At 68.1% G+C, this 25,170-nt stretch carries 26 protein-coding genes and 1 pseudogene; 13 read left to right on the top strand and 14 right to left on the bottom strand.

The annotated features are described in order from the left end of the window. The first annotated feature begins 141 nt into the window (after positions 1-141). A complete protein-coding gene (locus ACWDMM_RS28290; protein ID WP_449940320.1) occupies positions 142-435 on the top strand; it encodes an ANTAR domain-containing protein in 294 nt (97 codons plus the stop codon). Positions 436-1,276: 841 nt separating this feature from the next. On the opposite strand, the gene ACWDMM_RS28285 is transcribed toward ACWDMM_RS28290, so the two are convergent. After that, complete coding sequence (locus ACWDMM_RS28285) at positions 1,277-2,158, bottom strand: acyl-CoA dehydrogenase (RefSeq protein WP_449940317.1); 882 nt, start codon at positions 2,156-2,158, stop codon at positions 1,277-1,279. A 621-nt stretch (positions 2,159-2,779) separates the two neighbouring features. Between ACWDMM_RS28285 and ACWDMM_RS28280 the strand changes: the two genes are divergently transcribed. Further along, positions 2,780-3,214 carry a hypothetical protein gene (locus ACWDMM_RS28280; RefSeq protein WP_357105984.1) on the top strand — a complete coding sequence of 145 codons (435 nt, stop codon included), beginning with the start codon at positions 2,780-2,782 and terminating at the stop codon, positions 3,212-3,214. Positions 3,215-3,853: 639 nt separating this feature from the next. Here the strand turns inward: ACWDMM_RS28280 and ACWDMM_RS28275 are convergent. After that, positions 3,854-4,237, bottom strand: a complete 384-nt coding sequence (locus tag ACWDMM_RS28275) for a hypothetical protein (protein ID WP_357105981.1) — start codon at positions 4,235-4,237, stop codon at positions 3,854-3,856. Positions 4,238-4,673: 436 nt separating this feature from the next. Here ACWDMM_RS28275 and ACWDMM_RS28270 point away from each other — a divergent pair. The 7 genes and pseudogenes from ACWDMM_RS28270 to ACWDMM_RS28240 form a co-directional block, all read left to right on the top strand. Then, a pseudogene (locus ACWDMM_RS28270) lies at positions 4,674-4,856 on the top strand (DUF732 domain-containing protein); the annotation flags it as partial. 102 nt (positions 4,857-4,958) lie between these two features. After that, positions 4,959-6,005 carry a fused (3R)-hydroxyacyl-ACP dehydratase subunits HadA/HadB gene (locus ACWDMM_RS28265; RefSeq protein WP_357105978.1) on the top strand — a complete coding sequence of 349 codons (1,047 nt, stop codon included), beginning with the start codon at positions 4,959-4,961 and terminating at the stop codon, positions 6,003-6,005. A gap of 162 nt (positions 6,006-6,167) precedes the next feature. Next, positions 6,168-6,332: a hypothetical protein gene (locus tag ACWDMM_RS28260; RefSeq protein ID WP_195079920.1), complete on the top strand. Its 165-nt coding sequence runs from the start codon at positions 6,168-6,170 to the stop codon at positions 6,330-6,332. A gap of 243 nt (positions 6,333-6,575) precedes the next feature. Then, a complete protein-coding gene (locus tag ACWDMM_RS28255; protein ID WP_449940325.1) occupies positions 6,576-7,817 on the top strand; it encodes a PP2C family protein-serine/threonine phosphatase in 1,242 nt (413 codons plus the stop codon). Beyond that, the gene (locus ACWDMM_RS28250; RefSeq protein WP_357105975.1) at positions 7,814-9,439 is read left to right on the top strand and encodes a sensor histidine kinase; all 1,626 of its coding nucleotides are present in this window, start codon (positions 7,814-7,816) and stop codon (positions 9,437-9,439) included. The genes ACWDMM_RS28255 and ACWDMM_RS28250 overlap by 4 nt, the downstream gene beginning before the upstream one ends. After that, complete coding sequence (locus ACWDMM_RS28245) at positions 9,436-9,882, top strand: response regulator (protein WP_195079923.1); 447 nt, start codon at positions 9,436-9,438, stop codon at positions 9,880-9,882. Before ACWDMM_RS28250 ends, ACWDMM_RS28245 begins: the two co-directional genes overlap by 4 nt. Before the next feature lie 331 nt (positions 9,883-10,213). Further along, on the top strand, positions 10,214-10,633 hold the full coding sequence (locus ACWDMM_RS28240; RefSeq protein ID WP_357105972.1) for an ATP-binding protein: 420 nt from the start codon (positions 10,214-10,216) through the stop codon (positions 10,631-10,633). Positions 10,634-10,642: 9 nt separating this feature from the next. Here ACWDMM_RS28240 and ACWDMM_RS28235 read toward each other — a convergent pair whose 3' ends face one another. Beyond that, on the bottom strand, positions 10,643-10,999 hold the full coding sequence (locus ACWDMM_RS28235) for a MerR family transcriptional regulator (protein ID WP_195079925.1): 357 nt from the start codon (positions 10,997-10,999) through the stop codon (positions 10,643-10,645). 145 nt (positions 11,000-11,144) lie between these two features. Between ACWDMM_RS28235 and ACWDMM_RS28230 the strand changes: the two genes are divergently transcribed. The 3 genes from ACWDMM_RS28230 (at position 11,145) to ACWDMM_RS28220 (ending at position 12,208) form a co-directional block, all read left to right on the top strand. After that, the gene (locus tag ACWDMM_RS28230; RefSeq protein ID WP_357105969.1) at positions 11,145-11,564 is read left to right on the top strand and encodes an Hsp20/alpha crystallin family protein; all 420 of its coding nucleotides are present in this window, start codon (positions 11,145-11,147) and stop codon (positions 11,562-11,564) included. A 205-nt stretch (positions 11,565-11,769) separates the two neighbouring features. Next, positions 11,770-11,928: a hypothetical protein gene (locus tag ACWDMM_RS28225; protein ID WP_195079926.1), complete on the top strand. Its 159-nt coding sequence runs from the start codon at positions 11,770-11,772 to the stop codon at positions 11,926-11,928. Between the two features lie 22 nt (positions 11,929-11,950). Further along, positions 11,951-12,208 (top strand): cold-shock protein, encoded by a 258-nt coding sequence (locus tag ACWDMM_RS28220; protein ID WP_195079927.1) that lies wholly within the window; start codon positions 11,951-11,953, stop codon positions 12,206-12,208. Positions 12,209-12,235: 27 nt separating this feature from the next. Here ACWDMM_RS28220 and ACWDMM_RS28215 read toward each other — a convergent pair whose 3' ends face one another. After that, positions 12,236-13,831, bottom strand: a complete 1,596-nt coding sequence (locus ACWDMM_RS28215) for a GMC oxidoreductase (RefSeq protein WP_195079928.1) — start codon at positions 13,829-13,831, stop codon at positions 12,236-12,238. Between the two features lie 142 nt (positions 13,832-13,973). Between ACWDMM_RS28215 and ACWDMM_RS28210 the strand changes: the two genes are divergently transcribed. Continuing rightward, a complete protein-coding gene (locus ACWDMM_RS28210) occupies positions 13,974-14,906 on the top strand; it encodes an LLM class flavin-dependent oxidoreductase (RefSeq protein ID WP_357105964.1) in 933 nt (310 codons plus the stop codon). Positions 14,907-14,935: 29 nt separating this feature from the next. On the opposite strand, the gene ACWDMM_RS28205 is transcribed toward ACWDMM_RS28210, so the two are convergent. The 10 genes from ACWDMM_RS28205 to ACWDMM_RS28160 all read right to left on the bottom strand — a co-directional run bounded on the left by ACWDMM_RS28205 (position 14,936) and on the right by ACWDMM_RS28160 (position 25,167). Beyond that, positions 14,936-16,000 carry an NAD(P)H-dependent amine dehydrogenase family protein gene (locus ACWDMM_RS28205; protein ID WP_357105961.1) on the bottom strand — a complete coding sequence of 355 codons (1,065 nt, stop codon included), beginning with the start codon at positions 15,998-16,000 and terminating at the stop codon, positions 14,936-14,938. A 59-nt stretch (positions 16,001-16,059) separates the two neighbouring features. Then, positions 16,060-16,515 (bottom strand): DUF427 domain-containing protein, encoded by a 456-nt coding sequence (locus ACWDMM_RS28200; RefSeq protein ID WP_195079931.1) that lies wholly within the window; start codon positions 16,513-16,515, stop codon positions 16,060-16,062. A 30-nt stretch (positions 16,516-16,545) separates the two neighbouring features. After that, positions 16,546-17,376 carry an acyl-CoA thioesterase gene (locus ACWDMM_RS28195; protein WP_357106013.1) on the bottom strand — a complete coding sequence of 277 codons (831 nt, stop codon included), beginning with the start codon at positions 17,374-17,376 and terminating at the stop codon, positions 16,546-16,548. 248 nt (positions 17,377-17,624) lie between these two features. Continuing rightward, positions 17,625-18,461 carry a mycofactocin-coupled SDR family oxidoreductase gene (locus tag ACWDMM_RS28190; RefSeq protein WP_043691371.1) on the bottom strand — a complete coding sequence of 279 codons (837 nt, stop codon included), beginning with the start codon at positions 18,459-18,461 and terminating at the stop codon, positions 17,625-17,627. Between the two features lie 75 nt (positions 18,462-18,536). Then, entirely contained in the window at positions 18,537-19,814 is a 1,278-nt protein-coding gene (locus ACWDMM_RS28185) for a cytochrome P450 (RefSeq protein WP_357105957.1), read from the bottom strand. 114 nt (positions 19,815-19,928) lie between these two features. Beyond that, the gene (locus tag ACWDMM_RS28180) at positions 19,929-20,567 is read right to left on the bottom strand and encodes a hypothetical protein (RefSeq protein ID WP_195079934.1); all 639 of its coding nucleotides are present in this window, start codon (positions 20,565-20,567) and stop codon (positions 19,929-19,931) included. A gap of 37 nt (positions 20,568-20,604) precedes the next feature. After that, positions 20,605-21,906 (bottom strand): MlaD family protein, encoded by a 1,302-nt coding sequence (locus ACWDMM_RS28175; RefSeq protein WP_195079935.1) that lies wholly within the window; start codon positions 21,904-21,906, stop codon positions 20,605-20,607. After that, the gene (locus ACWDMM_RS28170; protein WP_195079936.1) at positions 21,903-23,012 is read right to left on the bottom strand and encodes an MlaD family protein; all 1,110 of its coding nucleotides are present in this window, start codon (positions 23,010-23,012) and stop codon (positions 21,903-21,905) included. The genes ACWDMM_RS28175 and ACWDMM_RS28170 overlap by 4 nt, the downstream gene beginning before the upstream one ends. Further along, positions 23,009-24,115: an MCE family protein gene (locus ACWDMM_RS28165; protein WP_195079937.1), complete on the bottom strand. Its 1,107-nt coding sequence runs from the start codon at positions 24,113-24,115 to the stop codon at positions 23,009-23,011. Before ACWDMM_RS28165 ends, ACWDMM_RS28170 begins: the two co-directional genes overlap by 4 nt. Then, on the bottom strand, positions 24,112-25,167 hold the full coding sequence (locus ACWDMM_RS28160; RefSeq protein WP_195079938.1) for an MCE family protein: 1,056 nt from the start codon (positions 25,165-25,167) through the stop codon (positions 24,112-24,114). The genes ACWDMM_RS28165 and ACWDMM_RS28160 overlap by 4 nt, the downstream gene beginning before the upstream one ends. Positions 25,168-25,170: the final 3 nt, after the last annotated feature.

Below are 25,170 nucleotides of genomic sequence, written 5' to 3'. Positions count from 1 at the left end.
CTGCCCGGCCAACCAGACATCTCATCTCCAACGACAGTGAATGTACTCCCCGCTTTCCAGAATGTCTACACCCTGCGATACAGATTTTCCCGCTTCCCGAGTAGCTGTTTTCTGTCATCACGTCTCGGGTAGGGGTGGGGTGTGGACATTGAACAGCCCCGACCGCCCGGTGACGCGGATCGGTTCGCGTTCGAAGCCGGCCGCGCGGTGATCGAGCAGGCCAAAGGGATGCTGATGCTGGTGTACGGGATCGGCGAGCAGCAAGCGTTCGCGCTGCTGCGGTCCTGCTCGCAACACACCAACGTGCGACTACGCGAGCTGGCCGGGCGCATCCTCACCGAACTACCCACCGCCGGCGGGCAAGCCTCCAAAGCCCCGATACGCGTCGAGCTCAACCGGATCCTGGCCGGACATCCCCCGCCTACCGACCGATGAAGCGTATCGATCTTGCCGAGTCGCGCACGTCGCCACGCGGGCCGCGAGGCGGTGGGGGTGAGGGCGGCGCTGCCGGTTTGCCTCGCCGAGGACGCCCTGGATGGCGCCGGGAGGAAACCGTCTTCTCGGTCTTCCAGCTGCTGAGTTCACGCCCAGGCTGCGTTGGGGTATCTGCGATTGTGATTCCCGTGAACAGTCCGCTGCCCACGGGGGGAAAGCCGGGTCGGCCTACCCTTTCGGTGCCGTTGAGATCGATGCTCAGCCCGGCGACAGCGGGTTCGTCGGTGCCGCCCGTGGGTCTCTGCTATTTGCTCGGCCGCGGCAACATGGTCGCTCGCCACGTCAGCCAGTGGATGGTCGCTGCCGAGAGTTCGCATCGGTTGGGACCCACGCCGCTGAGCGACGGCACTCGGGCCTAGATGTAGGAGACCCCGTTGCTGGTGCCCCAGGAATGATGGCGGTGACAGCGACGGTCCGGACCCCGGTGGCGTGACGGCCGTCGAGTCGCCCACTTTCGATGGTGTCGCGGCACGTTCTCGCTCATCTCCGACGTGGGGGCTGTCCGAAATATCGCCCTGATCCGCCAGCGCGGGAAAAGCATGTACATCGCGGCCCCCGTAGGCGTACTGCGGCGGCATATCGTGCCACGGCAACCAATCCAGAGTCCGCCACCACATACCGTCGACGAGCTGCCGTTGGTCCGCACTGGTGGGCGGCGCGCCGTTTCTACCGGCAGGCAGCAACGACGCACCGGCCACGCCCGCTCGGCATCGGTCGGATCCGCCTTCCCGCGACCGCTACGCCGGGCAGGAGGTCTTCCGTTTCCGCACCTGCGGCTTGCTCACGCGCGGGAGTGCTGGACCTTCTCCATGGGAGAGAATATCGGGAACGAGTCGCCGAGCCAGCGCACCAGGTCCTGGACTTGTGCGTAGTAGCGGTGGAACGGCTCTGCGGTGACGGGGCCGCCGTGCAGGCGATGACATTTGCTCATCGCCGCGGGTAGCTGTGCAGTGATCCAGTGAGCGAGCGTGCCGAGTTCGTCGCGGACTCGTTCGTCGTACTCGGGGTGGTCGTCTCGCTGTGACAGCAATCTGATCGCCGACCGCGAGGCTGTCTGCAGCAGCCGCGACACGTCATGGACCTCTTCGAACTCTCGTCTCGCCGCGTTCAATGCGGCGGGCGCCAGCCCGAACTGACGGTGGATGCGGATGTGTTCGGTGAGCACTCTCAGCAGTCCCTCGAGCAGCCCGTCGGCGACGGACCCGATGGTTGCCACCGCCCACTGATGCAGTGGCGAGGCGCCGTCGATCAACAACTGTTGCGCGGGGATCTGGGCCTGCTCGAAGTACACCGAATACTCCGGTGCACCACTCACACCGGGGCTTCGCACACACCTGACACCAGGTGTGCAGGACTCCACCACGGCGACACCGCAATCCGTGGGCACCAGAATCCAGCGTGCCGACTCGGCATACGGGACACACACCTTGTGACCAGTGATCCGCGCCGACCCGCCCTCGAGGACCGCCACTGTCTTCGGAGTCGCCACGAACGGTGCGCCGGGCTCATTCAGCGCGGCGGTCAGTATCGCGCCTTGCGCCACGGCAGGGAAAATGGCCTGTGTCAGACTTTTCGGAGCGGCTTGCGCCAGTGGTAGCACTCCGAAACCGAGCGTCACCAAGGCCGGCACCTGCACAGCGTCGGTGGCCAGCTCGGTGAGCATGGCCGACACCTCGAGCCGGCCCGTAGGCTCGCCGCATCGCTCGAGCAGCGCTACCGAAAGCAATCCGGACTCGACGATTCTCGGCCACAGCGCGAAATCACGCGCAGTCTCGCGTTCGAGCACACTCACGACAGCTTCGGCGACAGCATCCTCACTGTCGACTCCGGTGAAACCCAAAATCACTCCTCTCCGAATCATCGATCGGCGCGTTTCGAGTCATCATTGGTGGATCTGCCGGCCAGGCCGCAGTGGGCAGCAAGCTGTCCGGTCGTCGAAACGTGTACCAACGGGGTGTAAACCGCAGCTGCAGCCGCCCTGGGTAACAGTCGGTCGGTCGGTTTTCTCCCACAAGGTGTCGATGGATTATGCCGCGACGAGTCGGCAGAACTCGGCGACCGTCAACGAATTCGGCGTGGCGTGGGCTGGGTGATCTCCTAACCGCTGGAGTCGGACCTCACCGGAACGGGCGAACGAGAAAGCTCACACCCACGATCGGCAATGGGGACAGAGGCATTCGCCGAGTCATCCACAGTCGAACCACTTTCAATCTCACAAGCGTCCAGTTCGTGGCAGTCGCAGATCTGGCATCGCTGCTACCCGCCGGCCAGCGTCCTGCAGGCTTTGGGCACCACGTGCGGGCACCCGCTGACCGAAGCGGACATGCGCGTCTTCGGCGGGCTGGACATCGTGCTGCGCGCCCGCGGTTGGAGCTTCATCGGTGACTGCTCCGACCCGGAAACTCTCACCTTCAACTACCAGCCCTCCGACATCAGCAAGGACCAACCACCCCAAGGCCTGCAACCGATCACCACCATCGTGGTCACCCTCGACCGCTCCGCACAGACCAACGTCATCAGCGACTGCCGAATCGAAATCCTGCTCGTCGGTACGCCCTCCAGCCAAGCCCGGATCACCGGCCTGTCCGGCCTCACCAAATACCTCGACCTCATCGAAGCCCACCGGCCCGGCATCCCGACCCCAGCACAGTTTCCCTTCGTCCGCGTCCGCCTCGCCCGACGAGCCGATCACAACGCCGCCGGCGCGTCACGCAGGTGATGTTGCGGCTGCTCATCGAAACCGCCTGCCGCCGAGGAGGTCTACTTCATCTGCGCATCGACGACCCCAACGTCACAGACTGCCTGGTTCGACTCCACGAGAAGGGAGGCACGATACGGCGGCAACCGATGGGCGGCGGCGCTGGGGATCAACGCTCACTGGATACGCCACACCACCTTGACCAACGTCGAACGACAAATTCGGCATCGCTGTCGCACGGGCATACGCCGGCCACGAAGACGGACGTCTCGCGGCCGGGCCCACGACATTCACCTACACCGAAGCCGGACTGCTGGATGCAGTCGAGGCACTGGCCACGTTGACCGGCCAGACGCACCCGCTGCTGCCGAACACCGAACGACATCCCCTCTCACCCCGCCGCCGGCAAAGGTTCAGCGACCCTGAACCATGAGGTAATCCAACGCGCTATGAACCCATACGTGGCGAAATCGCCGCGAAATGGGTGTCCTGACCTAGCGAAGAGCACCCGCGCCTCGTCGCGTTCCGGCACGCCGCGCGGCGATGCGGCAACTGTTCGCCGAGGCGCCGGGGCGAGCGGAGCCGAGTTAGGCGATGTACAAGGCGCTGGAACCGCTCGCCCTCCCCTGAGGAAGCGGGCGAAGCGCCCTCGACCTATCCCTATCTGGTGTGACCGGTCGCGCCGCCGTGCTGGGGCACCGATCGGCCAGCCTGGTGCACGGGCAGACCGCCGTGGTGGGGAGCTGGTCGAGCGCCGTGGTGAGCCGATACGGCCCCGTGGTGCGGCACCGGCCGGCCGAGCGGCATCTGCGGTACGGGAGGCGCGGGCGGAACGAATCGCAGGATTTCGGAGAATCCCGGAAATCCGCCGGGGATGGGCACTTCCACCGGGACATCGGGTGCGCTGCTGGAGGGCGGCTGCGCGGCGGCGGGACCGCAGGCGATCGTCGCCGCCGCGGCGACCGCCGCCGCGGCGGTCGTCCAGACCTGCCACGACACCCGGTGCGAGCGTCGATCATTGGGAACGTCGGCGTCGAACGCCATGATGCGGTCCTCCGATCTGCGTCGGCCGACCCGGTACGTCCCTTCCGGTATCGCGGGAGGTCACCGAGCCTCGAATTCGTTCGAAACACCACGGTGCTTGTCCACTGGATCCGGAGAGTCATGCTCCCGCACACACTCGATCGGCTCGCACGGGACACACGACGACAAAACAACGAAACGGTAACGACCGAGCGGCACACACCGCTGCCGCCCTTCGCGTGCGGCCCGCGCTCGGCTCGGTTGCCGGTGAACGCGGCCGCACTCACTCGAACCAGTCCAGCGGCGGGATGGCCCATCCGGCACGAGGGTCAGCGACTGCTTACGCCGACCGGCAGGACGGCGACCGCGGCCCGGCTAGGCTGCGTCGGCTGTCGCTGCCGAATTCCGTCCGACCGAAGCGCGGGCGCACGCACCGCGCGGCGCCGAACGCTATCTCGCCGACCTACAGCGGCTCGGCGTGCGGACCGTGACCGCGGCGCTGCTGGACCTGGGCTACGCGGTGTGCCGGGAACTGGCGGCCGGAACGTCCGATGCCGACATCGTGGTTGAGGTGAGCACGCACCAATCGGTGGACGAGGCCGCCGCAGTGGTGGTGTCCGCCGAGCGGAACCTGTGCTGAACCGCCAATGATCGACGACGGGCCGAGAGTCCGTCGATCGCGAAACGGCGAGCGATGCGGGCTGACCGGAAATTCGCCGTCGCTTGGGTAGATTCCCCCGCGATGTCCAGACTCCCTGCCACATCAGGTGCGAACGACACGACCGACGCCGCGGCGCCCGCCACAATGGTCGGGCGCCGGTATCGCAGCGGCGATCACTACGAGGTCGCCCGCGAGAAGATCCGCGAGTACGCCCGCGCGGTGCGCAACCAGCACCCGGCGCATCGATCGGAGCAGGCCGCGACCGACCTCGGCTACGCAGGCCTGGTCGCTCCGCCGACCTTCGGCGCGGTGCCGGGCTATCTCGCCTACGCCGAGGTCTTCGACACGATCCTGCCCGGCTACGACCTGAGCCGGACCATCCAGACCGATCAGATGATCGACTTCCACCGTCCGCTGCTGGCCGGCGACCGGATCGGTTTCGAGATGTGCCTCGACTCGTTCCGGCACGCGTTCGGCGGCGACCTCATCGTCCTGCGCCAGACCATCCTGGACCAGGACGATCGGCCGGTCCTCACATCGCGGACCAGCCTGGTCGGGCGGGCCGACGAGGCCCTGCCCGGTTGGTTGGACGCGATGGTCATGCACGGAGTACGCCCGGAGGCCCGGCAGCAGCGCCGTATCCCGCACCCGCGCTATGTCGGAGACGGCAGCGAGTCGGCCCGCGCGACGCAGGCGCCGGTGACCCCGCGAGGACGGCGGTGGGAAACCGTGCGTCCCGGAACGGAGCTTCCGCCACTCACGCTCACGGTCAGCCGAGGCGACCTGGTCAACTACGCCGGAGTGGCGGGAGACCCGAACCCCATCCATTGGAGCACCGAGGCGGCCGCGCGGATGGGGATGCAGACCGTCGTCGCGCAGGGCATGTTCACCATCGGGCTCAGTGTCGACTTGCTCACCTCGTGGCTGGGCGACCCGGGGGCGCTGCGCTCCTACAACGTCCGCCTGACCAATCCCGTGCACGTCGGCGCGACCGGCGCTCAAATCGCGTTCTCGGGCCGGGTGAAACACCTGGACGAGCACGCTCGCACCGCCACCGTCGCGATCACCGCCGAGCACGACGGGCACAAGATCTTCGGTCGCGCGACGGCCGAGGTCGCCCTCGCGTGATCGCACGACCCGTGCACGCCGCCGCGCTCGGCGTGTTTGGTCCGCAGCGACGGGGGCACGTTGGAGGCGGAGCACGCGCCCGCCGGGATCGGCGGACGCGAACTCGGCACTCGATCGAGCGGGCAACCGGCCCGCTCGCACCCGAAAGGACCGGTATCTGTCGTGGTTGTGCTTCTTGCTGTGATCGGCTCGGCTTCCCTTGCCGTCATCGCGGTCCATGCCACGGTCGTCGCACGCAGCTTGGCGGAACTTCGCTCGCCGCGCCGGGACGTTGCGGCCGGGGAGCACGAGCGCAGCACCGCCCGGCTGACGGGCACCACGGTCTGATCCTCCGGCGTCCTTCCCGCGTCCACATCCGCGTCTGCCCAGGTGAGCACCGTCATGTCTCGGTCAGGTGGCGGATCGGATACGATCTTGGCTGCCTCTCGGTCCAGCAAACGGCCGCTGAGACAGTCGGCGTGCGCTGGTGCCGCCCTTGGTGATCGGAGGCCGGGTTGTCGGTGTTCGCCGACGACGGCATCAGTGCTGTCGGACGTTCCACCACACTCGGACCCACGACCGGTGGTTTCCGTGCGGCGTGACGGGACAGACGACGATCCCGAGGTGATCGTGGACGCGGATTGGCCGTGGCAGCAACCTTCGGTACTCCTGATCGAGGACGACCCGGGAGATGCCCTCCTGGTGGAGGAACTGGTCGTGGACGGCGCGCCCGGTCTGCAGCTGCACTGGGTGCGGTCGCTGGCCGAGGCCGCCGAGCACCTCGCCTCCGCCGAGCCCGACTGCGTGCTGCTGGACCTGCATCTGCCCGATGCCAAGGGGCTGGAGGCGGTCGAGCGCATCCGCAGCCACACCGACCAGGTCGCGATCGTGGTGATGACCGGCCTCGATCAGGAGCAGACCGGTTTGGCCGCGGTCGCGGCGGGAGCCCAGGATTACCTGGTCAAAGGCCGGGTCGAGCCGGAACTGTTCGGGCGCGCCGTGCGCTACGCGATCCAGCGTAAGCAGGCCGAGCGCACCAGCGCGGCCCTGCAGGCGAGCAATATGCGCGCGCAGGAGAACGCGCGACTGGAACGCGGCCTGCTGCCCACCCCGCTGTTGCGTGGGCAGCGAGTCGTCGATGTCGTGGCGCGCTACCGTCCCGGCCGCGCCCATTCGCTGCTCGGCGGCGATTTCTACGACGTCGTCCAGGACGCGGACGGCACGGTGCACGCCGTCATCGGTGACGTGTCCGGCCACGGACCGGACGAGGCGGCGACCGGCGTGGCGTTGCGCCTGGCCTGGCGCACCCTGGTGCTGAGCGGGGTGACCGGCGCACGGCAATTGCGGCTGCTCGAGCAGGTACTGCTGGCCGAACGCACCGGCAGGCAGACCTTCGCGACGGTCACGAGCCTGATGTTGCATCCCGGCGACTGCCGCGCGCAGGTGCTGCGGGCCGGGCACCCGGGCATGCTGCTGCGCTCGGCGTCCGGATTGACCTGGGTCGAGGTGCCCGGCGGGCCTGCCTTGGGCTTTCTGCCCGGTCGCGCCGAGTGGCCCGTGCACGATCTGGACCTGCCCCTGGGCTCCGGGCTGATGGTGTTCACCGACGGCCTGTTCGAAGGCCGGGTCGGGACGGACCAGGAACGACTCGGCGAGCAAGGACTGATGGAGGTCGCACGCGCCGTGCGGGCCGCGGATCCCGACTGGTTCGTCGACGAACTGATCGGTCGCGTGGAGGCGCTGGCGGGTGCGTCCGGCGGATTGGACGACGACGTCGCCATTCTGTATCTGGGATGGAACGGCGACGGGCAAGGACAGGATCGGAACCGATGACGACGAAGACCGGCCGGCCGTCGCTGAGCGCGCGGTTGACCGCCCAGGCCTGGTTCCAGCTGGTGCTGGCCGCGATGGTGCTGGTGGTGATCATCGGCACCGTGGCGGGCGCCCAGGTGATCGCTCAGACCAACCGCGTGACCGATCGGCTGCTCGACAAGTCGTTGCCCGCGGCGGCCGAGGCCTACCGGTTGCAGAGCGCTTTGGTCGACCAGGAGACCGGCGTGCGCGGCTACGGGATCACCGCCGACCCGCAGTTCCTGCAGCCCTACCGGGACGGCACCCGGGACGAGGCGCAGTCGGCCGCGCGCCTGCGGGAGCTGCTGGCCGGCCGGCGGCCGCTGCTCGACGAACTCGACGGCGTGGAGCAGGCCGCGCAGCGGTGGCGTACCGAATACGCGGAGCCCTTGGTCGCCGGATTGCAGTCGGGATCGACCCGTGGCATCGAGCCGACGACTCCCACGCGCGGTAAACCGCTGTTCGACGACCTGCGGACGCGCTTCGACGCGCAGAACAGCAATCTCGCGGCGGCCATCGCGCGGGACGAAGAGGAGCTCGCGCACAGCCGGACGGTCCGCGACGCCGTACTGGCCGGGATGGTGGTGGCGTTCCTGCTGACCGGTGTGCTGCTGACGGTGCTGATCCGGCGGTTGATCGTTCGGCCCCTCGGCTCTCTGACCGACGCGTCGCTGCGGGTGGCGGGCGGCGACTTCGAGCATCACATCGACGCCCACGGCCCCGCCGATCTGGCGACCGTCGCGAACGCGGTGGAGAGCATGCGCCGCCGCATCGTCGCCGAGCTGGCTTCCTCCCGCGCCAAGGAGGCGGTACTCGCCGAGCAGAAGACGGATCTGGACGTGCAGGCCGAGGAACTGCGCCGGTCCAACGCGGAGCTGGAGCAGTTCGCCTACGTCGCCTCGCACGATCTGCAGGAGCCGCTGCGCAAGGTGGCGTCGTTCTGTCAGCTGCTGGAGAAGCGCTACGGTGACAAGCTCGACGAGCGCGGCAAGCAGTACATCGACTTCGCCGTCGACGGCGCCAAGCGGATGCAGGTGCTGATCAACGACCTGCTCACGTTCTCCCGCGTGGGCCGGGTCACCGACCGTACCGTGCCCACCGACGTCGGCCAGTCCCTGGACAAGGCCCTGACCAACCTCTCCGCGGCGATCGACGAGACCGAAACCAGCGTCCGGCGGCCGGACCAGCTGCCCGAGATCATCGGGGATCCGACGCTGCTGACCATGCTGTGGCAGAACCTGATCGCCAACGCCATCAAATTCCGCCGGCCCGACCGCGCGCCCCGGATCGAGATCACCTGCGAACCGGACGAACACGGCAACGGCTGGCTGCTGTCGGTCTCCGACAACGGCATCGGGATCGCCCCCGAATTCGCCGAGAAGGTTTTCGTCATCTTCCAGCGGCTGCACAATCGGGAGGAGTACAGCGGAACCGGCATCGGGCTGGCCGTATGCAAGAAGATCGTGGAGTATCACGGCGGCCGGATCTGGATCGACACCGAGTACACCGGCGGCGCCCGCTTCTGGTTCACTTTGCGCACCGCCGATTCCGACAGCACCGCCCGTACCGCCGACCTCCCCACCCACGAAGGAGCCATCGCATGAGCACGCCCGGCCAGCCCATCGACATCCTGCTCGTCGAAGACGATCCCGGCGACGAGCTGATGACACGGGAAGCCTTCGAGGACAACAAGATCGGCAACACCCTGCACGTCGCCAGAGACGGCGAGGAGGCGCTGGAATTCCTCTACCGTCAGGGACGGTACCCGGACGCGCCGCGGCCGGACCTGATCCTGCTCGACCTGAACCTGCCCAAGTACGACGGCAGGCAGGTGCTGGAGAAGATCAAGGCCGATCCCGACCTGTCGCACATCCCGGTGGTCGTGCTCACCACCTCGGCGGCCGAAGAGGACATCCTGCGCAGCTACCGGCTGCACGCGAACGCGTACGTCACCAAGCCGGTGGATCTCGACCAGTTCGTCGCCGCCATCAAGCAGATCGATGAGTTCTTCGTCCAGGTCGTGCGGCTGCCGCGGCAAAACCTGTGATGATGGTTCGCGCGGCGCCGCCCGGTTCGCGGGTTCGCGGCGCCACGGTTTACGGTGGTGCCGGTGCCGGAGGTCTCACCGACTCCGGCCGCGGCCATGAATGGGGAATGATCAACCGGGTATAGCTTCGGGGAGAACGGCACACGCACGGCGAACACGGCAGCCCAGTCCGATGGCGGTCCACGTGCTCGGCGTGGGCGCGGGTACAGCGCACCGATCCCCGATAGGGAGGTAACGAGGTGACGGCGCATCGACGCCATCGGCGAGGCACGACGACGACAAGGGCGGGCCGCGACAGACGCACTGCGATCGCGGCGGCTGGTACGCGCTCGTGAACGCGGGCGAGCGGGTACCCCTACCCAACGCCGTGACGCCGCTGGCGCTGGACTTCCCCGCCGAAGCGGTGCAGTTGGCCACCGTCCGGCACACCTTGCAGGAATGGCTCGCCCAGTGCGGCATGGCCGCGGCACCGGCCTACGACGTGCTGCTCGCCGTCGGTGAGGCATGCACCAACGCCGTCGAGCACGGGCATCACGGTGACGGCGGCGTGGTTCGCTTGCGCGCCGAGATCGACGGCGAGCACCTCCGGGTGACCATTTCCGACAGCGGCCGCTGGAAAGAACCCGATCCGCAAGCCGATTCGCTGCGCGGGCGGGGTATGCCGCTGATCCGGGCGCTGATTCCAGAGGTCACCGTGACCACCGGCGATACCGGGACGGTGGTCGATCTGCGTACGCCCTTCTCCGGGTAGCCCAGGAACCTACGCCGGGCCGGGCCGCTTGTCTCGCGCGTCCCGCAGGCGGATGTTGTCGGCCTGCAACCGGTCGTTGTCCGCGTGCAGGTCGGCGTTCGCATCCTCCAGGTCGAGGATGCGGCGGATGCCCGCGAGATTCACGCCCGTGGCGACCAGATCGGTGATCCGCCGCAGTCTGGCCAGATCGTTGCCGCTGTAGCGGCGGGTGCCCCCGTCGCTGCGTGCGGGACTCAGCAACCCGTGCCGCTCGTAGAGCCTGAGCGTCTGCACACCGATTCCGGCCAGCCCGGCGGCCACCGAGATCCCGTACACCGCTTGGCCGGGATCCGGCAGATGCCCCGAGTCACCCCTCTCCTGCGCCATCCATCCTCACTTCACTTCCGACAAGAGATTTCCTAGTTTAGCGCCTTGCACTCAACTTCATCGGGTGGTACAAAAAATCTATGCCAGATGACAGAGGTTATCTGGACCCTACTACGGAGAATGGAGTGAGTTGGAGGTGGCGACCATGCTGATGCGCACCGATCCGTTCCGCGATCTGGACCGTCTGACGCAGCAGGTGTTCGGCACGAAGTCGCATCCAGCGGTGATGCCGATGGACGCCTGGCGCGCGGGCGAGGAGTTCGTCGTGGAGTTCGACCTGCCCGGCATCGACCCCGAATCCCTCGATCTGGACATCGAGCGCAATGTGGTGACCGTGCGCGCGCGTCGTCCCGAACTCGACTCGGGGCGGGAGATGATCGCCGCGGAACGCGCCCGCGGCGTGTTCAGCCGTCAACTGTTCCTGGGCGACAACCTCGACACCGACAAGATTCGCGCCGACTACACCGACGGCGTGCTCCGCCTCACGATTCCGGTGGCCGAGAAGGCCAAGCCGCGCAAGATCGAGATCGGTCGCGGGAACGGGCACAAGGCGATCGACGCCTGAGAAGCCCGATCCGATCGCGCATCTCCACCGGAATCGCCAAGTGAGGTGATGTCGAAGCCAGTGATCTCGGAACCAATCCGCGACGAGTGTCATCTTCCCCTTCCTGGCGGGCCCGGGATTCCGGGCCCGCGCCCTGCCGAGGCATGGAAAACGTTGTCGCGCGGCAGCTTTCCTACGCAGGGAACACCTGATGGAGCATCCGATCATGGCATCAACCGAATCGCGCCACCCCAACCTCGCGGCGAGCGAGGCCGCAGCCGGGGTTTCCTCCGAAGCCGCGGTCGTCTGGCCCGACCCGAGCCCGCTGGACGCCTGGTGGCGACGGATCATGCACTCCGATCCGGTGCGCCGCGGCGCCGCGTGATCCGGCCCTTATCCTCGACTTCGTGACCGATCAGCCCCACCGCCACCGTGGCGCGGCGCAATACTGGCGCCGCGGCACGGTGGTCTGGTTCAACGTCGAGAAGGGCTTCGGATTCCTGCAGCCCGCCGACGATCCCACGCAGGTCTTCGTCGAGTACACCAGCATCGAGACCACCGGATACAAAGCGCTGCACGCGGGCCAGCCCGTGGTGTTCACCGCCACCATGCGCAAGCGCGGCCCCGAAGCCACGGCGGTGCGCCCGGTGCTGCCCGGTGATTGAGCAGCGCTGCGGGCGCGGCGCACACGGTCAGATCACCGTGCCGACGTCTTGTGCGACCAAGTTGTCCAAGGCGCGCTCGGCGACCGCGGCGATGGTCATCGACGGGTTGCAGGCCGCGGTGTTGCCTGGCATGAGCGCACCGTCGAGCACGTACAGGCCCTGCTGGCCGTGCACCCGGCCCTCCAGATCGCAGACGGCCCCCATGCTGGCGCCGCCCAAGGGGTGCCAGGTCGAGGGGAACAACAAGTTGGTGTCGGTGAGAATGCTTCCGGGACCGGCGATCCGGTGTGCGGCGGGGCCGATGTAGTTGTCCTGGATGTAGCTGTCACCGTCCTGCGGCCACTGCAAGATGGCATCGTCGCGGGCCGCGTCGTAGACGAAGTGCCCGCGGCCGTCGCTGACGCCGTACCCGACCATCATGGTGCTGCCGGCGTCGGCGCCCAGCGGCGGGACGGACGCCTGGATCAGGGTGTGGGCGGAGTGCGGGTCGGACCAGATCTTGCTTCCGTAGACGACCGGGCCGCCCTGCTCGGTACCGAAACTCGCGGTCGGATCGGTCCACAGGTAGATGCGGTCGGCGTTGGTGCCCCAGCCCTGCCCGAGTCCGTCGGGCATATCGGGGATCAGGCCTTTCGCCGAGGCGCGCACCAGCAGCCTCGTGGTGTTCAGGCTTCCGGCCGCCAGCACCAGCGCACCGGTGGTGATGATCTTGTTCTCCAGCACGGCGCCGCTGGTGTCGAGGCGCTCGACGTGGACGATCCACCTGCCGTCGGAGGCCCGCTCGACATCGGTGACCTGATGCAGCGGCTCGACCGTCACCAGGCCGGTCGCCTCGGCGGCGGCGATGTAGGTGACGTCGACCGAATGCTTGCCGCCGTTGTTCACCCCCATGGCGCCGTCGCCGTTGGTGTAGGAAGGCTTCATCTCGCCCCGGAGTTCGGCCAAGGCGAAGTTCCAGTCGATGGGCATCGGGATCTTCGACAGCGGAAGGCCGGCGCGCCGCACGTGCTCGGCGAAGACCCGTGAGGCCGCGTAGTTGGGACTGGCGATCAGCTCGTCCGGGGCCACGGCCAAGCCGAGCATGCGCGCCACCCGCGGGTAGTGCACCCGATCCATGGTCGCCCAGTCCAGGGCCTCGGGGAAGTGGGCATCGAACACCTCCCGCGCCGGTTGCAGGGACATACCTTGGTAGACCAGCGATCCCCCGCCGACGCCCGCCGCGCACAGCGCGGTCATATTGGTACCGGGCACCGCTTCGACGAGGCCGGTGTACGGCTCGAAAACCAATGGCTTGCCGAACAACACCGGGCTGGACTTGTACCAGAGCACCCGTTTGTCCAGCGCCGATGCGCGCGGGAAGGTTTCGGCGTTCGGGCCGGTCGGCCAGCGCAGGCCGCGTTCGAGCACCAGGACCCGGACTCCGGCCTCGGCCAGGCGCAGTGCGGTGACGCCACCGCCGAACCCTGATCCGATGACGACCACCCGGTGTTCCTCGCGGGTGAGCGGAACGCTGTTCACCCGCGCGGCAATCGGACTCGTCGTGTTCGCGTAGCGCGAGGCGACCAGGAGGCCGCCCGCCGCGGCTGCTCCGGTCAACAGTGACCGGCGCGAAATTGCTGACATCACACACCCTCGAAGATCAGACGCGAGCTCGGATCTCGCGCGGCCGACCACGGCCGCTACGGGACAGTAATATAACCGGACACACATGTCCGGTAGTGCTCGGATCTGTAGCACAGGTCACAATTGGTTCGGAGGTGGTCCGGTGCAGGCCGAACCCGAGTTCGGGATCTACATCCCGCAGATCGTCGCGGACTACGGCACGCTGCTCGACCTCGCGCGCACGGCCGAGCGCACGGGCTTCGGCACACTGTGGCTGTTCGACCACCTCTACTCTCCAGGGCTTCCCGACCACCCCGCGCTGGAAGCGTGGACGACCGCTACGGCGCTGCTCGCCGGCACGACGAGCCTGCGCGTCGGCGCGCTGGTGCTGTGCAACAACTTCCGGCACCCCGTGCTGCTGGGACGGATGGCCACCACGCTCGACCTGATCTCCGGCGGACGGCTGGCATTCGGCGTGGGCAGCGGTTCGATAGCGGACGAGCATCGAAAAGCGGGCTTGCCGTGGGGGTCGGCCGCTGAGCGATCGGAGCGCCTCGGTGAAGCGCTCGAGATCATCACCCGGATGTTCACGGGCGACCATACGTCGTTCGAGGGCCGTCACTATCGGGTGACCGATATCCCCAACTCGCCGAAACCACTTCAGCGGCCACGTCCCCCGATCCACATCGGAGGCGCCGGACCGAAGTACACGATTCCGCTGGTCGCACGTTATGCCGACGTATGGAATGTGCCTACCTATGGCCTGCGCGACTGGGTGGCACTCACCGCGGCGCTGGAGGCGGAATGCGCTCGTATCGACCGCGACCCGAGCACGATCCGCAGATCACACCAGGCCGTCCTCGCGGTGGCCCCACGCGAACGGGGCCTTCCGGAACTGCGCGCCCGTGTCGGCCGTCGCTTCGCCGACGAGGCGTTCGGGGTCGAGGAGGGCTACATCGGAACTCCGGCCATGCTGGTGGACCGGCTCGGCGAACGGGCCCGGCAGGGCATCTCCTCGTTCGTGTTCATGGTCGGCGCGAAGCAGGCCGCGGCGACGATGGAACTGTTCGCCACGGAGGTGATGCCGCAGCTGTGAGCCCGCGCCGCGGACGGAGTGCGACCGCCTCAGCGCTGCGGCACGACGCCGCGCGGCAGGGTGAGCGGCAGGTCGTTGTAGGTCACGATGCCCGGCGCCGCCGCGACGACGCCGGGAATTGCATTGATGACCGGCATGGCGGTCATGATGTGCCCGAGCGTCATGAAATCGGCGATCGTCTCGGCATGGAAATCCGGCGGCGGCAGGAAGCTGACGACGTTCTTCACCGTCGGGCGGCCGTCGACCTGCAGGACCCAGCCGTCCTGATCGATCTTCCAGTCGGGCTCGAGCGTCTGCCCTTTGCGCCAGCGCAGGTCGATCTCGACAACGGTCCGGTCCGCGATGCGGCCCTTCCAGCTCGCGTGCACACCGGCGACGCATCCCGCCGGGATGGCCCACGATCCGAGGTCGAGATCGGTTGTGGTGCCGGCGTATTCCGCGTCGCAGCGCACCTCGTCCAGTTCGACGCCGAGTGCGTCGCCGATCAGCCGGACGGCCTCGCCGAAGACACCCGTGCCGTCGGCGGTCATCGCGGGCAGGCCGGGATCGTCGATCGGCCTGCCGAATCCCACCGGCTTCTCGGTTTCCGGCGAGTCGTAGAACGTGGTGTCGGCCGCCTCGCTGATGGTCACCTTGTCGACCCGGTCGCAGATGGCGGCCGACAGGATGGCCAGCAGGTTGATGTAGCCGGGGCTGATGCCGGAGCCGAACATGGTCGACCCGCCGCGACGGCACGCCTCGGCGATCCGGTCGCGACCATCGCCCTGGTTGTGGCCGGTGATGAAGGAAGCGGTCGCGACGACGTCGACACCCGCGGACAGGATGCGGACCAACTCGTCCACGTCGATCCACATCGGGTTGTAGACGACGCAATCCGGTCGCAGCGCCAGCAGCGCGTCGACGTCGTCGGTGGCCGCGATGCCCAGGGGCTCGATTCCGCACAACTCGCCGACGTCGCGGCCCACCTTGTCCGGCGACCACGCGTAGCAGCCGACGAGTTCGAGCGTGGGATTGGCGACGATCGCCCGAACCGAACTCTTCCCGACATTGCCGGTGGTCCACTGGACGACTCTCAACGCAGACCTCTTCGGCACCTGCTCAGCATAGAGGTCGTCGCCGCCCTATGGAATAGAAATTCTCGAATAGGAGAATTTCACTCTCCGACGCGAGTGGGAGTGACGATGCCCTGGCTCCGGGCCGTTACGCCCAGCACCGCGGGCGTCGCCACGCCGACACGGACCCACACCCTGTCCTGATAGAAGGCGACATGGCCGCTCAGGCGCGCCACGTGATCGATCGGGTCGTCATAGCTCCAGCACACGGCCTCGTCGCCGTCTCCGTCGAAGCGCCAGTAGGTCGCCTGCCCTTTGAACGGGCATCGGCTGACGCGAGCGTCGTCGCGCCGCAATTCGACGCGCAGGTCCTCGCGGGGGAAATAGAACACCAGACCGTGGTCCTGTTCGTCGACGAGCAACGACCGAGTCGTCTCGGCCAGAAGAAGCTCGCCGAACCGCGCCGTGACGAGATTGCGGCGGCGGTGGATGTCGACGCGATAGTCGGGTCTGGCCGCGAAACCGGAGAGTTCGAGGCCTGCCGACTGTTCACCCATTCGGAGATCCTTCCCGATGGCCCGCGATGTTCACAGCCGTGCGTCCACGGGGATCGCGGCATGCTCCCCTTGCAGCGGGCGGATCATCGCCTCCTGCGTGAACGAGGCGATCAGCCGGCCGTCCTCGGAGTGCACCTGCCCCCGGACATAGGACATGCCCGCCCCCACCTGCGTGCTCTCGTGGGAGTAGAGCAGCCAGCCCTCCCATCCGACCGGCTCGTGGAAACTCACCGTCACGGTGATGACCGCGGTGGAGAGGCTGTGGTGCGCCTGACTGGTGCCGACACCGGCGTGCGCGCGCATGGTCGCCGACACCGACAGGTGACCGGTGAAGTGGGCGATCAAGGCTTTGGCGAGATCCGCGCGGACCGGGATAGGTTCGTAGCGCAGCCATGCGAACAATTCGGGCGGGCCGACCTCCGCGGGATCGTTGACGTCGGTGACATCCACGATCCGCAGTTCGCGGCCCGCCATCGGCATATCGGCCGCGATGGACGCGGCCGGCCCGGCGACCCGCGGACGTGGCGCGTGATGCCGTATGACGTCCGATGCGGGTACGTCGGCGAGAACCGAGACCGAGGCGCAGCGGCGACCGTTCTGCCGCACCGTCACCGCCGCCGCGGCGATCGAGCGCCCCTCGTGGGTCACCTCGACACGGAACTCCACGGGCTCCTCCGGGTCCGCCACGCGGGTGAAGATGGCGTGCGCCGACCGAATCGCCTTGCCCGGCAGCCTTTTCGCGACCGCGACGATGGATTGGGCGAGCAGTTGGGTGCCGTCGACCACCTTGCGTGATCCGCCGTCACCGGCGCCGGTGAAGGTGTCTTCGCCGACGGGAACGACGTCGAAGATCTCGAGCATCCGAGTCACAGACGATTCGGCGGATACCTTCGGCGCGCTCGCCGCATCGGCACCAGGATGGATCGAATCGTGCTCGGTACGGGTCATCTCGTTCCTTCTTCCCTGCGCCGCCGCCGAGTGGTCGCGTCTGGGCACGGCGACCCGCCGTCACCCGGCGTAGCGCCTGCGCGTACTCCCCCGGGCAGAGAATGAAAGCCCTCCAGCCACCAAGTCGCGCACGCTCACCGGGGAACCGGCTCCGCCGCCTGCTACTTGAGCATGCTGCCCGCGTCGATGGGCAGCGGAACTCCGGTGACGAAACGGGATTCATCGGAGGCCAGGTAGAGCACCGCGTTGCTGATGTCGACCGGCTCGACCCACGGGATGGGCAAGGTGTGGAACATCCGGCAGATCGGCTCGAGGTCGGCCGGGCCCGGGTTCTCCAGATCCGGACGGAACAGCTTGTAGGTGCCCTCGTTCATCACCATCGGCGTGTTGACGTGCGTCGGGTGCACCGAGTTTACCCGGATCGAATGCTGACCGAGTTCCACGGCGAAGGTGCGCATCAGACCGACGACGCCGTGCTTGGCGGCGACGTAGTGACCCACGTTCGGGTACGCCTTGAGCCCGCCCACCGAACTGGTGAGCACGATCGAGCCACCGCGGCCACCCGCGATCAGATGAGGCGCACCGGCTTTCACCGTTTTCCACACCCCGCCGAGGTTGACGTCGATCATGTCGTCCCACAGGTTCTCCTCGAGGTCGAGCAGTTGCCCGCCCTCGTTTCCGATGCCCGCGTTCGCGACGATGACGTCCAGCCGCCCGAGCTGCTCGACCCCGGAGTCCACGGCGGTCTTCAGCGCGGCGTAGTCGCGCACGTCCACTTCGGCGGTGAACACGCGCCTGCCTTCGGCCTTGACCAGATCGGCCGTGGTCGCGAGGTCTTCGGGGGTGGACATCGGGAACGGCACGTTGTCCAGTTGCTTGCAGACGTCGACGGCGATGATGTCGGCGCCTTCCTGCGCCAGCCGCACCGCGTGGCTGCGGCCCTGGCCGCGTGCCGCACCGGTGATGAACGCGACCTTTCCTTCGACCCGTCCGGTCATGATTACCTCTATTCGTCGTGCCGCCGAGACAGCTGGTTCGTGAAACCGCGGTGAGCGAGAGCTTTACGCTCGCGGTCAGGGATTGGGCGTGAAGGTGATGTGCAGATCGGTGAGCCCGCGCAGGATGTAGGTCGGCTCGTAGGTGTAACGGCGTTCCCCGGCCGGACCGTGGCGTTCCTCGTCGATGGCGATGTCGAGCATCCGGTCCAGGATCCGTTCGATGGACACGCGGCCCTCGACGCGGGCCAGCGGGCCGCCGGGGCAGGAATGCACGCCCCGTCCGAACGCCATGTGCTCGCGAAAATTGCTACGGTCCAACCGGAACTCGTGCGGCTTCTCGAAGCGCCGCGGGTCGCGATTGGCGGCGCCGGGACAGACCATCACCGTCGACCCCACCGGGATGTCGACGTCACCGACGATCGTCGCGCGCTTCGCCAAGCGGAAACCGCTCTTCACCGGCGAATCCAGGCGCAGCGCCTCCTCGATGAACACCGGGATCAGGCTGCGGTCGGCGCGCAGTTGCTCCTGCACTTCGGGATGGTCGCCCAGAATCCGCAACGACGCGCCCAGCATTTTCGCCGTGGTCTCCTGTCCCGCGCCGAACAGGAATGTCGCGGATCGCACCACGTCGATGACCTCGGGTGTGGAGCCGTCGGGGTACTTCGCCAGCGCCAGCGATGTCAGGACGTCGTCGCGCGGTTCGCGCCTGCGGTCGCTGATGTAGGCGCTGAACTTCTCGTCCAGCCACTCCAGCGGATTGCTCGCCACGATTTCCTTGTCCAGCGCGCCGACCCGCGTTCCTGGCCGCTCCGCGCCCAGGACGACGCGGAACTGCTCGTGATCCTCCTCGGGCACGCCCAGCATGTCGGCCACGACAAGCAACGAGAACGGCTTGGCGTATTCAGCGAGGAATTCGCACCGTCCGCGCTCGAGGAACTCGTCGAGCTGGCGGTCGGCCAGCCGCCACATGAAGTCCTCGTTCTCCTTCAACCGCGCCGGGGTCAGCAAGCGGTTCAGCAGCGAGCGCGCGTAGGTGTGCTGCGGCGGATCCATCGTCACCATGTGCTCGAACATCGGCAACCGGCTGCGGTGCCGCTCGATCAGCTCGGTGATGTCGTCGCCCTCGACTTCGAACGGCAACGGCGGGAACGGACCGCCCACGGCGATCGCCGAGGAGAAGACGTCGGCGTTCTTCAGCACTTGCGTCGACTCCTCGTAACCGGTGACGGCGTAGACCCCGTAGCGCGACTCCTGCGTCACCGGGCATTTGGCCCGCAGGTGGTCGAAATACGGATGCGGATCCGGAACCACGGCCGGATCGGTGAAGTAGTCGACCGAGTCGAAGTCAGTCATGGGGAGCACTCCTGGAGTGATAGCTGCCGGAACAAATGATAACATCATTCTTTCTCCGGGAGAATATTATTCTCTCTGCTGCGCAGGGCATCCCGGGACGCATGGCGAGGGTGATCAGGGCAGGTAGACGCGGCTGGCCAGCCAGCGGCCGTCGACCAGTTCCATGGTCATCTCGACCCTGCTGCGGTCGACCCGCGGGTCGGCCGAGGCGGTGTTGGTCACCGTCTGGTCGATGAACAGCAGGACTTCGACCTCGGTCTCGGAGGCCGACTTGACCGCGGCGTCGAGCACCGTTCCCTTGCCGGTCGCCTTGTTGTCCAGCAGCAATTGCCGCAACTGGCCGCTGGAGCGGGTGTACATATCGCGGAACTCGCCCGTGGACCCGTCGAGTACGGCGGCGAAATCGCGGTCCAGCGTGCCGGAGTCGACGCTGGTCAGCGTCACCGCGTACGACCGTGCCGCGGCGAGCCCGGCTTCCGCCGCGGCGTCGACGTCGCGTTCCTTCTTCAGCTGCCAGCCCAGCACGACCGCCGCAACGATCGCCGCGACCGCGACCACCGCCGCGAGGGGCGGTAGTCCCCGCCGGATCAGCGGGACGACCCGCGACAGCCGATTCGGCCGCGGCTCGGCCACCGAGCCGGCCGCGGCGGGCTCGGTGGCATCGTCCGGGACGGCCGTCTCCGCGACCTCGTCCCGGTCGGTCGGCGGCTTCTCCTTCGTCGCTACCGATGTCTCGGTATCGCTGTGGCTCATGATGTTTCCTCGGGTGTGGGTTTCGACTGACGGTCGGTCATCGCCGCGGAGCGGGTGGTGCGGGCGGCAACGGCGGTCCCGCGAATGTGAGGGGAAGCGACAGCGGCCCGATAGGCGTCGGGGTGGCCTGCTGGTCGGCCCGCACGCCCGGCGGCGGGCCGTCCGGAATCTGCTCCCCCGGCGGGCGCGGCGCGTTGCGCGCGCCGCGGATCAGTACGGAGGGATCGTGGTTCGGGCACGACGTGTACAGGTACGGCTCGGGAAAGTCCGGCAAGGAGGGCGGGCGCCGCGGCAGATCGTAGTCGCATGTGTAGCGCGGGTACAGATTCACCAATCCCCATACGCCGCCGTCGTGGAACGCCACGGCTATCCCGTCCAGCGTCGAGCCTGCGCGTTCGGTCGGGAAGAAGAACTCGTGGAAAGCGGGCACTCGCTTCGAGGTGACGTCGGCCACCACCGCCAGGTTCTCCAGCAGCGCGGAGCCTGTGGCCGAGTTCTGCGCGAGCACGGCGTCCAGCGCCCGCAAGGTTCCCGGTGTGGCGCCGAGCAATTCGGCGTAGCCACCCGACTTCTGCTCGACGCCGCTCAGCAGCGCGTTCGCGTTGCCCGCGAATCTGCCGAGTCCGGGACCGAAGTCGCTGATCGTCGCCAGCACCGAACGGCTGTCGCGCAGCAGGCTCACCGTCTGCGGAAGCACCGAATCCAACGTGGATATCAGGAACATGCCGCCGTCGATGATGCCGGCCAGCTTGCCCGGCCCCTCCTGGCTCACGCCGAGTTCGTCCACGACGGCCGCCAGTTCGGCCGGGTCGACCTGGGCCAGCGTCGAATCCAGCGCGGTGAGCGTCTTCCACAGCGGAGTGGGTGTGCTGGTGCGGTCGACCGCGACCTCGGCGCCGTCGACGAGATACGGTCCCCCGTCGCGGGTGGGACGGAAGTCCAGGTACTGCTCGCCCGCCATCGAGAGGCTCGCCACGCGGACCTCCCCGTCGGCGGGCACCGGGGTGTCCGCGTCGACGGCGGCGACCGCGACCAAGCCGGTGCTGGTCAGCTCCACCGACTCGACCCGTCCGATCGGCACCCCGCGCAGCGTGACCTGGCGGCCGGCCAGCAGACCGCCGGAGTCGGCGAGATGCACCCGCACCGTGATGGTGGCGGCCGTCGGATCGACGCCGAGCGCGCCGAACACCAGATAACCCACGCCCGTCACGAGGGTGAGCACGAGCGCGCCCGCGGCGAGGGCCGAGCGCTCGGCACGTCCCGCGCGCACGGTCGTCACCAGCACGCGCGCGGCCGCTTCCCATGCCGTCGCGCCCGCCGCGCGCCACCGGATGCTCATCGTCCGCCCCCGGTCACCCGTTGCTGCAGCTTCAGCAGCGTGTAGGTGAGGCTGCCGGCGAACGCTTCCCAGTCCCGGGCGTCCGGCACGCGACTGTGCGGGTCGCCGGGGTGGTTCGGGTCGGGGAATACGCCGAGCGCGAGATCGCGCATGTCGGCGTCGACGCTTGCCGAGGTGCTGCTCGTGACGGCGATGACCGGTCCGAGCAGCGCGTTCATCGCCGCCACGCTCGCGTTCGGATCGGTCGCCGCGGCGTCGAGCCCGGCCGCGATCCGGTTGATGTCGGCGACCATGCCGGTGGTGGCCGCGCCGTTCAAGCCGGGGAACTTCTCGAGCTGCCTGCTGATCTGATCCACCCGGCGGACCAGGGCCAGCGCTCGGCTCGCGTTGTCCTGGAGGGTGGTCAGCGCGGGCCCGGCCGCGGAGATCACCTCGTCGATCGTTCCGCGCTGGACGTGCAACCGCTGGGTGAGCTGGTCGATCTGGACCAGGGTGGTGCGAATGTCCTCCGAGCGGGCGGCCAGGGCCTGCACCACGCGGGTGGACTGCGCGATCAGGGCGCCCACCCGGTCGCCGCGGTCGCCGACCGCCTGCCCCAGACCGTTGACGAGGGCGGTGAGATCGCGGATCGCACCGCCGTTCACCAGCAGTGCGGCCGTGGTCAGCAGTTCCTCGATGGTGGCGGCGGCCGCGGTGGCATCCCGGGCGATGCTGTCACCGTCGCGCAGGGCCGGGGTCGCCGGTGTGGCGTCGACCGGTGCGGTGAGCGAGACGAAGACATCGCCCAGCGGGGTGGCGGTACGCAATTCCGCGCGCGTCCCGAGCGGCAGGACCACGCCTTGCTCGATGCTCATGGTCACCACCGCGGTGTAATCGCGCACCGCCATGCCGGTCACTTCACCGACATCCGCTCCGGCGAGCCGAACCTTCGCCTTGGCGGGGAGATTCAGCGCGTTGGCGAAGTCGGCGTGGATGGTGTAACCGTTGCCGCCGACGCCGGGTGCGGGCAGCGGAAGGTCCTCCAGGCCGACCGAACACGCCGTGCTCGCCGCCAGCGCCACCGCGGTGAGCGCGACGGCGCGAAGGCCTCGCTCGCGGGCGCTCATCGCGGCAACCTCGACATCGCGTCGAGCATGTCGGTGATCCCGAAATCCGGCCCGAAGTCCCGCAAAGTGCCCGTCGCGCAGCCGAGTTGGCGCAGGCCGAGGATGTTGCACACCTCTTTGACGAGCTGGCTGTCGAAGAACACCTTGTCCAGCAGCGCGTGCACGCGCACGCCGCGATACTCGAAATCGACCGCTCGGTAGGCGTTGTTCAGCAGCAGCGGGGTCAGGTCGATGAACTCGGCGAGCTCGCGCCGGTAGTCGGCGAGCGCACGGGTCACCGTGTTCGCGTCGGTCAGCGTGGACCGGATGCTTTCCGCGTTGTGCGTGAGCAGATCGTCCGCCTGCACCAGGATCTGGTTGATCTGCGCGCCGGTATCCCCCGCCCCGATGTTCAGATCGGCCAGCAGGTCACTCAACTGCCCGGTGGCGGTGCCGAAATCGCGGATCACTCCCTCGTTGTCGGCGACGGCGCGCACCAGCACGGCCAGCTGGTCCATGATCCGGGTGACGTCGTCGCGCACCGCGGCGCCGTCGTCGTCTCCCACGCGCAGCGCGGTGGCCAGTGCGTCCATGGTCTGGCGCAGCTGCGGACCGCTGCCGGTGATGATCGCCGCGGAGACACCGAGCAGTTCGGCGATCGGTCCCTCGCCCGGCTGTTCGCCTTTCAGTTCCCCCGCCATCCGGTCGGCGGCGCCGAGCAGGCGGTCGAACTCGACCGGCGTCCTCGTCCGATCGAGGCCGATCCGGGCGCCGTCGGCCAGCGTGGGGCCGCCGCGGTAGGGCGGGGTGAACTCGACGTGCCGGTCGGTGAGCACCGAGGTCGACAGGGTGACGGCTTTCGCGTCCGCGGGGATGTCGACGCCGGCCTCTATTCGCATCGTCACCTCGACGTGTGAGCCGCGCGGTCGCACCGCGGTGACCTCGCCGACCGGCATGCCGAGCACGGCCACCGCGTTGCCCACGTAGAGCCCGGCCCCGTTGTCGAACGAGGCGATCACCGTCTTGTCCGCGTCCCGCAGGGCCACCGCGTCACCGGCGCATCCGGCCACTGCGCCGACGACCAGCACCGCGACCAGACGGATCAGAACGCTTGTCGCTCTCATTTGCAGTCCTCGAAGTAGGGCGGCAGATCGATCTGCTGGGCACGGCTGCCGATGGCGCACATCCAGGAGTCGACCAGCGGCCCGGCCGGGGCGGTGAAGTCGACCTCGTTCCCGGTGCCGGAGGCGTTGGCGAAATTGCGCACCGGGACGGGCAGGATCTCCAAGGTGTTGCGCAGCAGTTGGTCGTTGCGGGCGAGACTGCCGAGCAGGCCGTTCAAACCGGTGATCAGCTCGTCGAGCTTCGGCCGGTCCTCGACCACGAGCACGCGGAGCTGGTCGGCCAGACGCCGGGTACCGTCCATCAGCCGTTCGATCGCGGCGCGGCGGGCGACGATCTCGGTGAGCAGATCACGGCCCTGCGCTGTGATGGCGGCCAGGTCGGCCCGCTGTTCGGTCACCACCGTGGTCAACCGCCGGATGCCGGCCGGCAACGCGCCCAGCTCACCGCGACGGTCGCCGATGATCGCCGACAGCGCCCGCATGTTCTCCAGCAGTCCCGGCAGCACCGTGGGCACGCCACGCAACTGTCCGGCCAGACTGTCCAGCGACTTGCGGATCTGCTCGGTGTCGATCTGCTCGAAGGTGACCGTCGCGTTCTCCAGCGCCTGTTGCAGGTCGTAAGGGACGGCAGTGCGGCGCGACGCGATCCGGCGGCCGGGCAGCGAACCGGGCCCGGCCGGTCGCAATTCGACATACCGGGCGCCGAGCAAGGTGGTCAGCTTGACGGCCGCGCCGGTCTCCGACCCGAGCGCCACGTTCTCGTCGACGTCCACGGTGACCACCACGTGATCACCGGCCAGCCGTTGCGCTTGGACCCGCCCGACCGGCACCCCGGCGATGGTCACCGAGTCGCCCGGCCGGAGGCCTGCGGCCTGGGCGAATTCGATCTCGTAGGCCACTTTGCCGACGCCGATGGCGTTGACGCCGAGCGCGGCGGCGAGCACTGTCAGCAATACCGCCAGCGCCCCCACGCCCAGCACGCTGCGCCGATGCGACTCGATCGGCTGCCGAAGCGTCCGGACAGCCTGTCTGGCAATCTTTTTCAGTCTCATACT

The sequence above is a fragment of the Nocardia sp. NPDC003726 genome (genome assembly GCF_053586955.1).
This window is presented reverse-complemented; position numbering and strand designations above follow the sequence as displayed.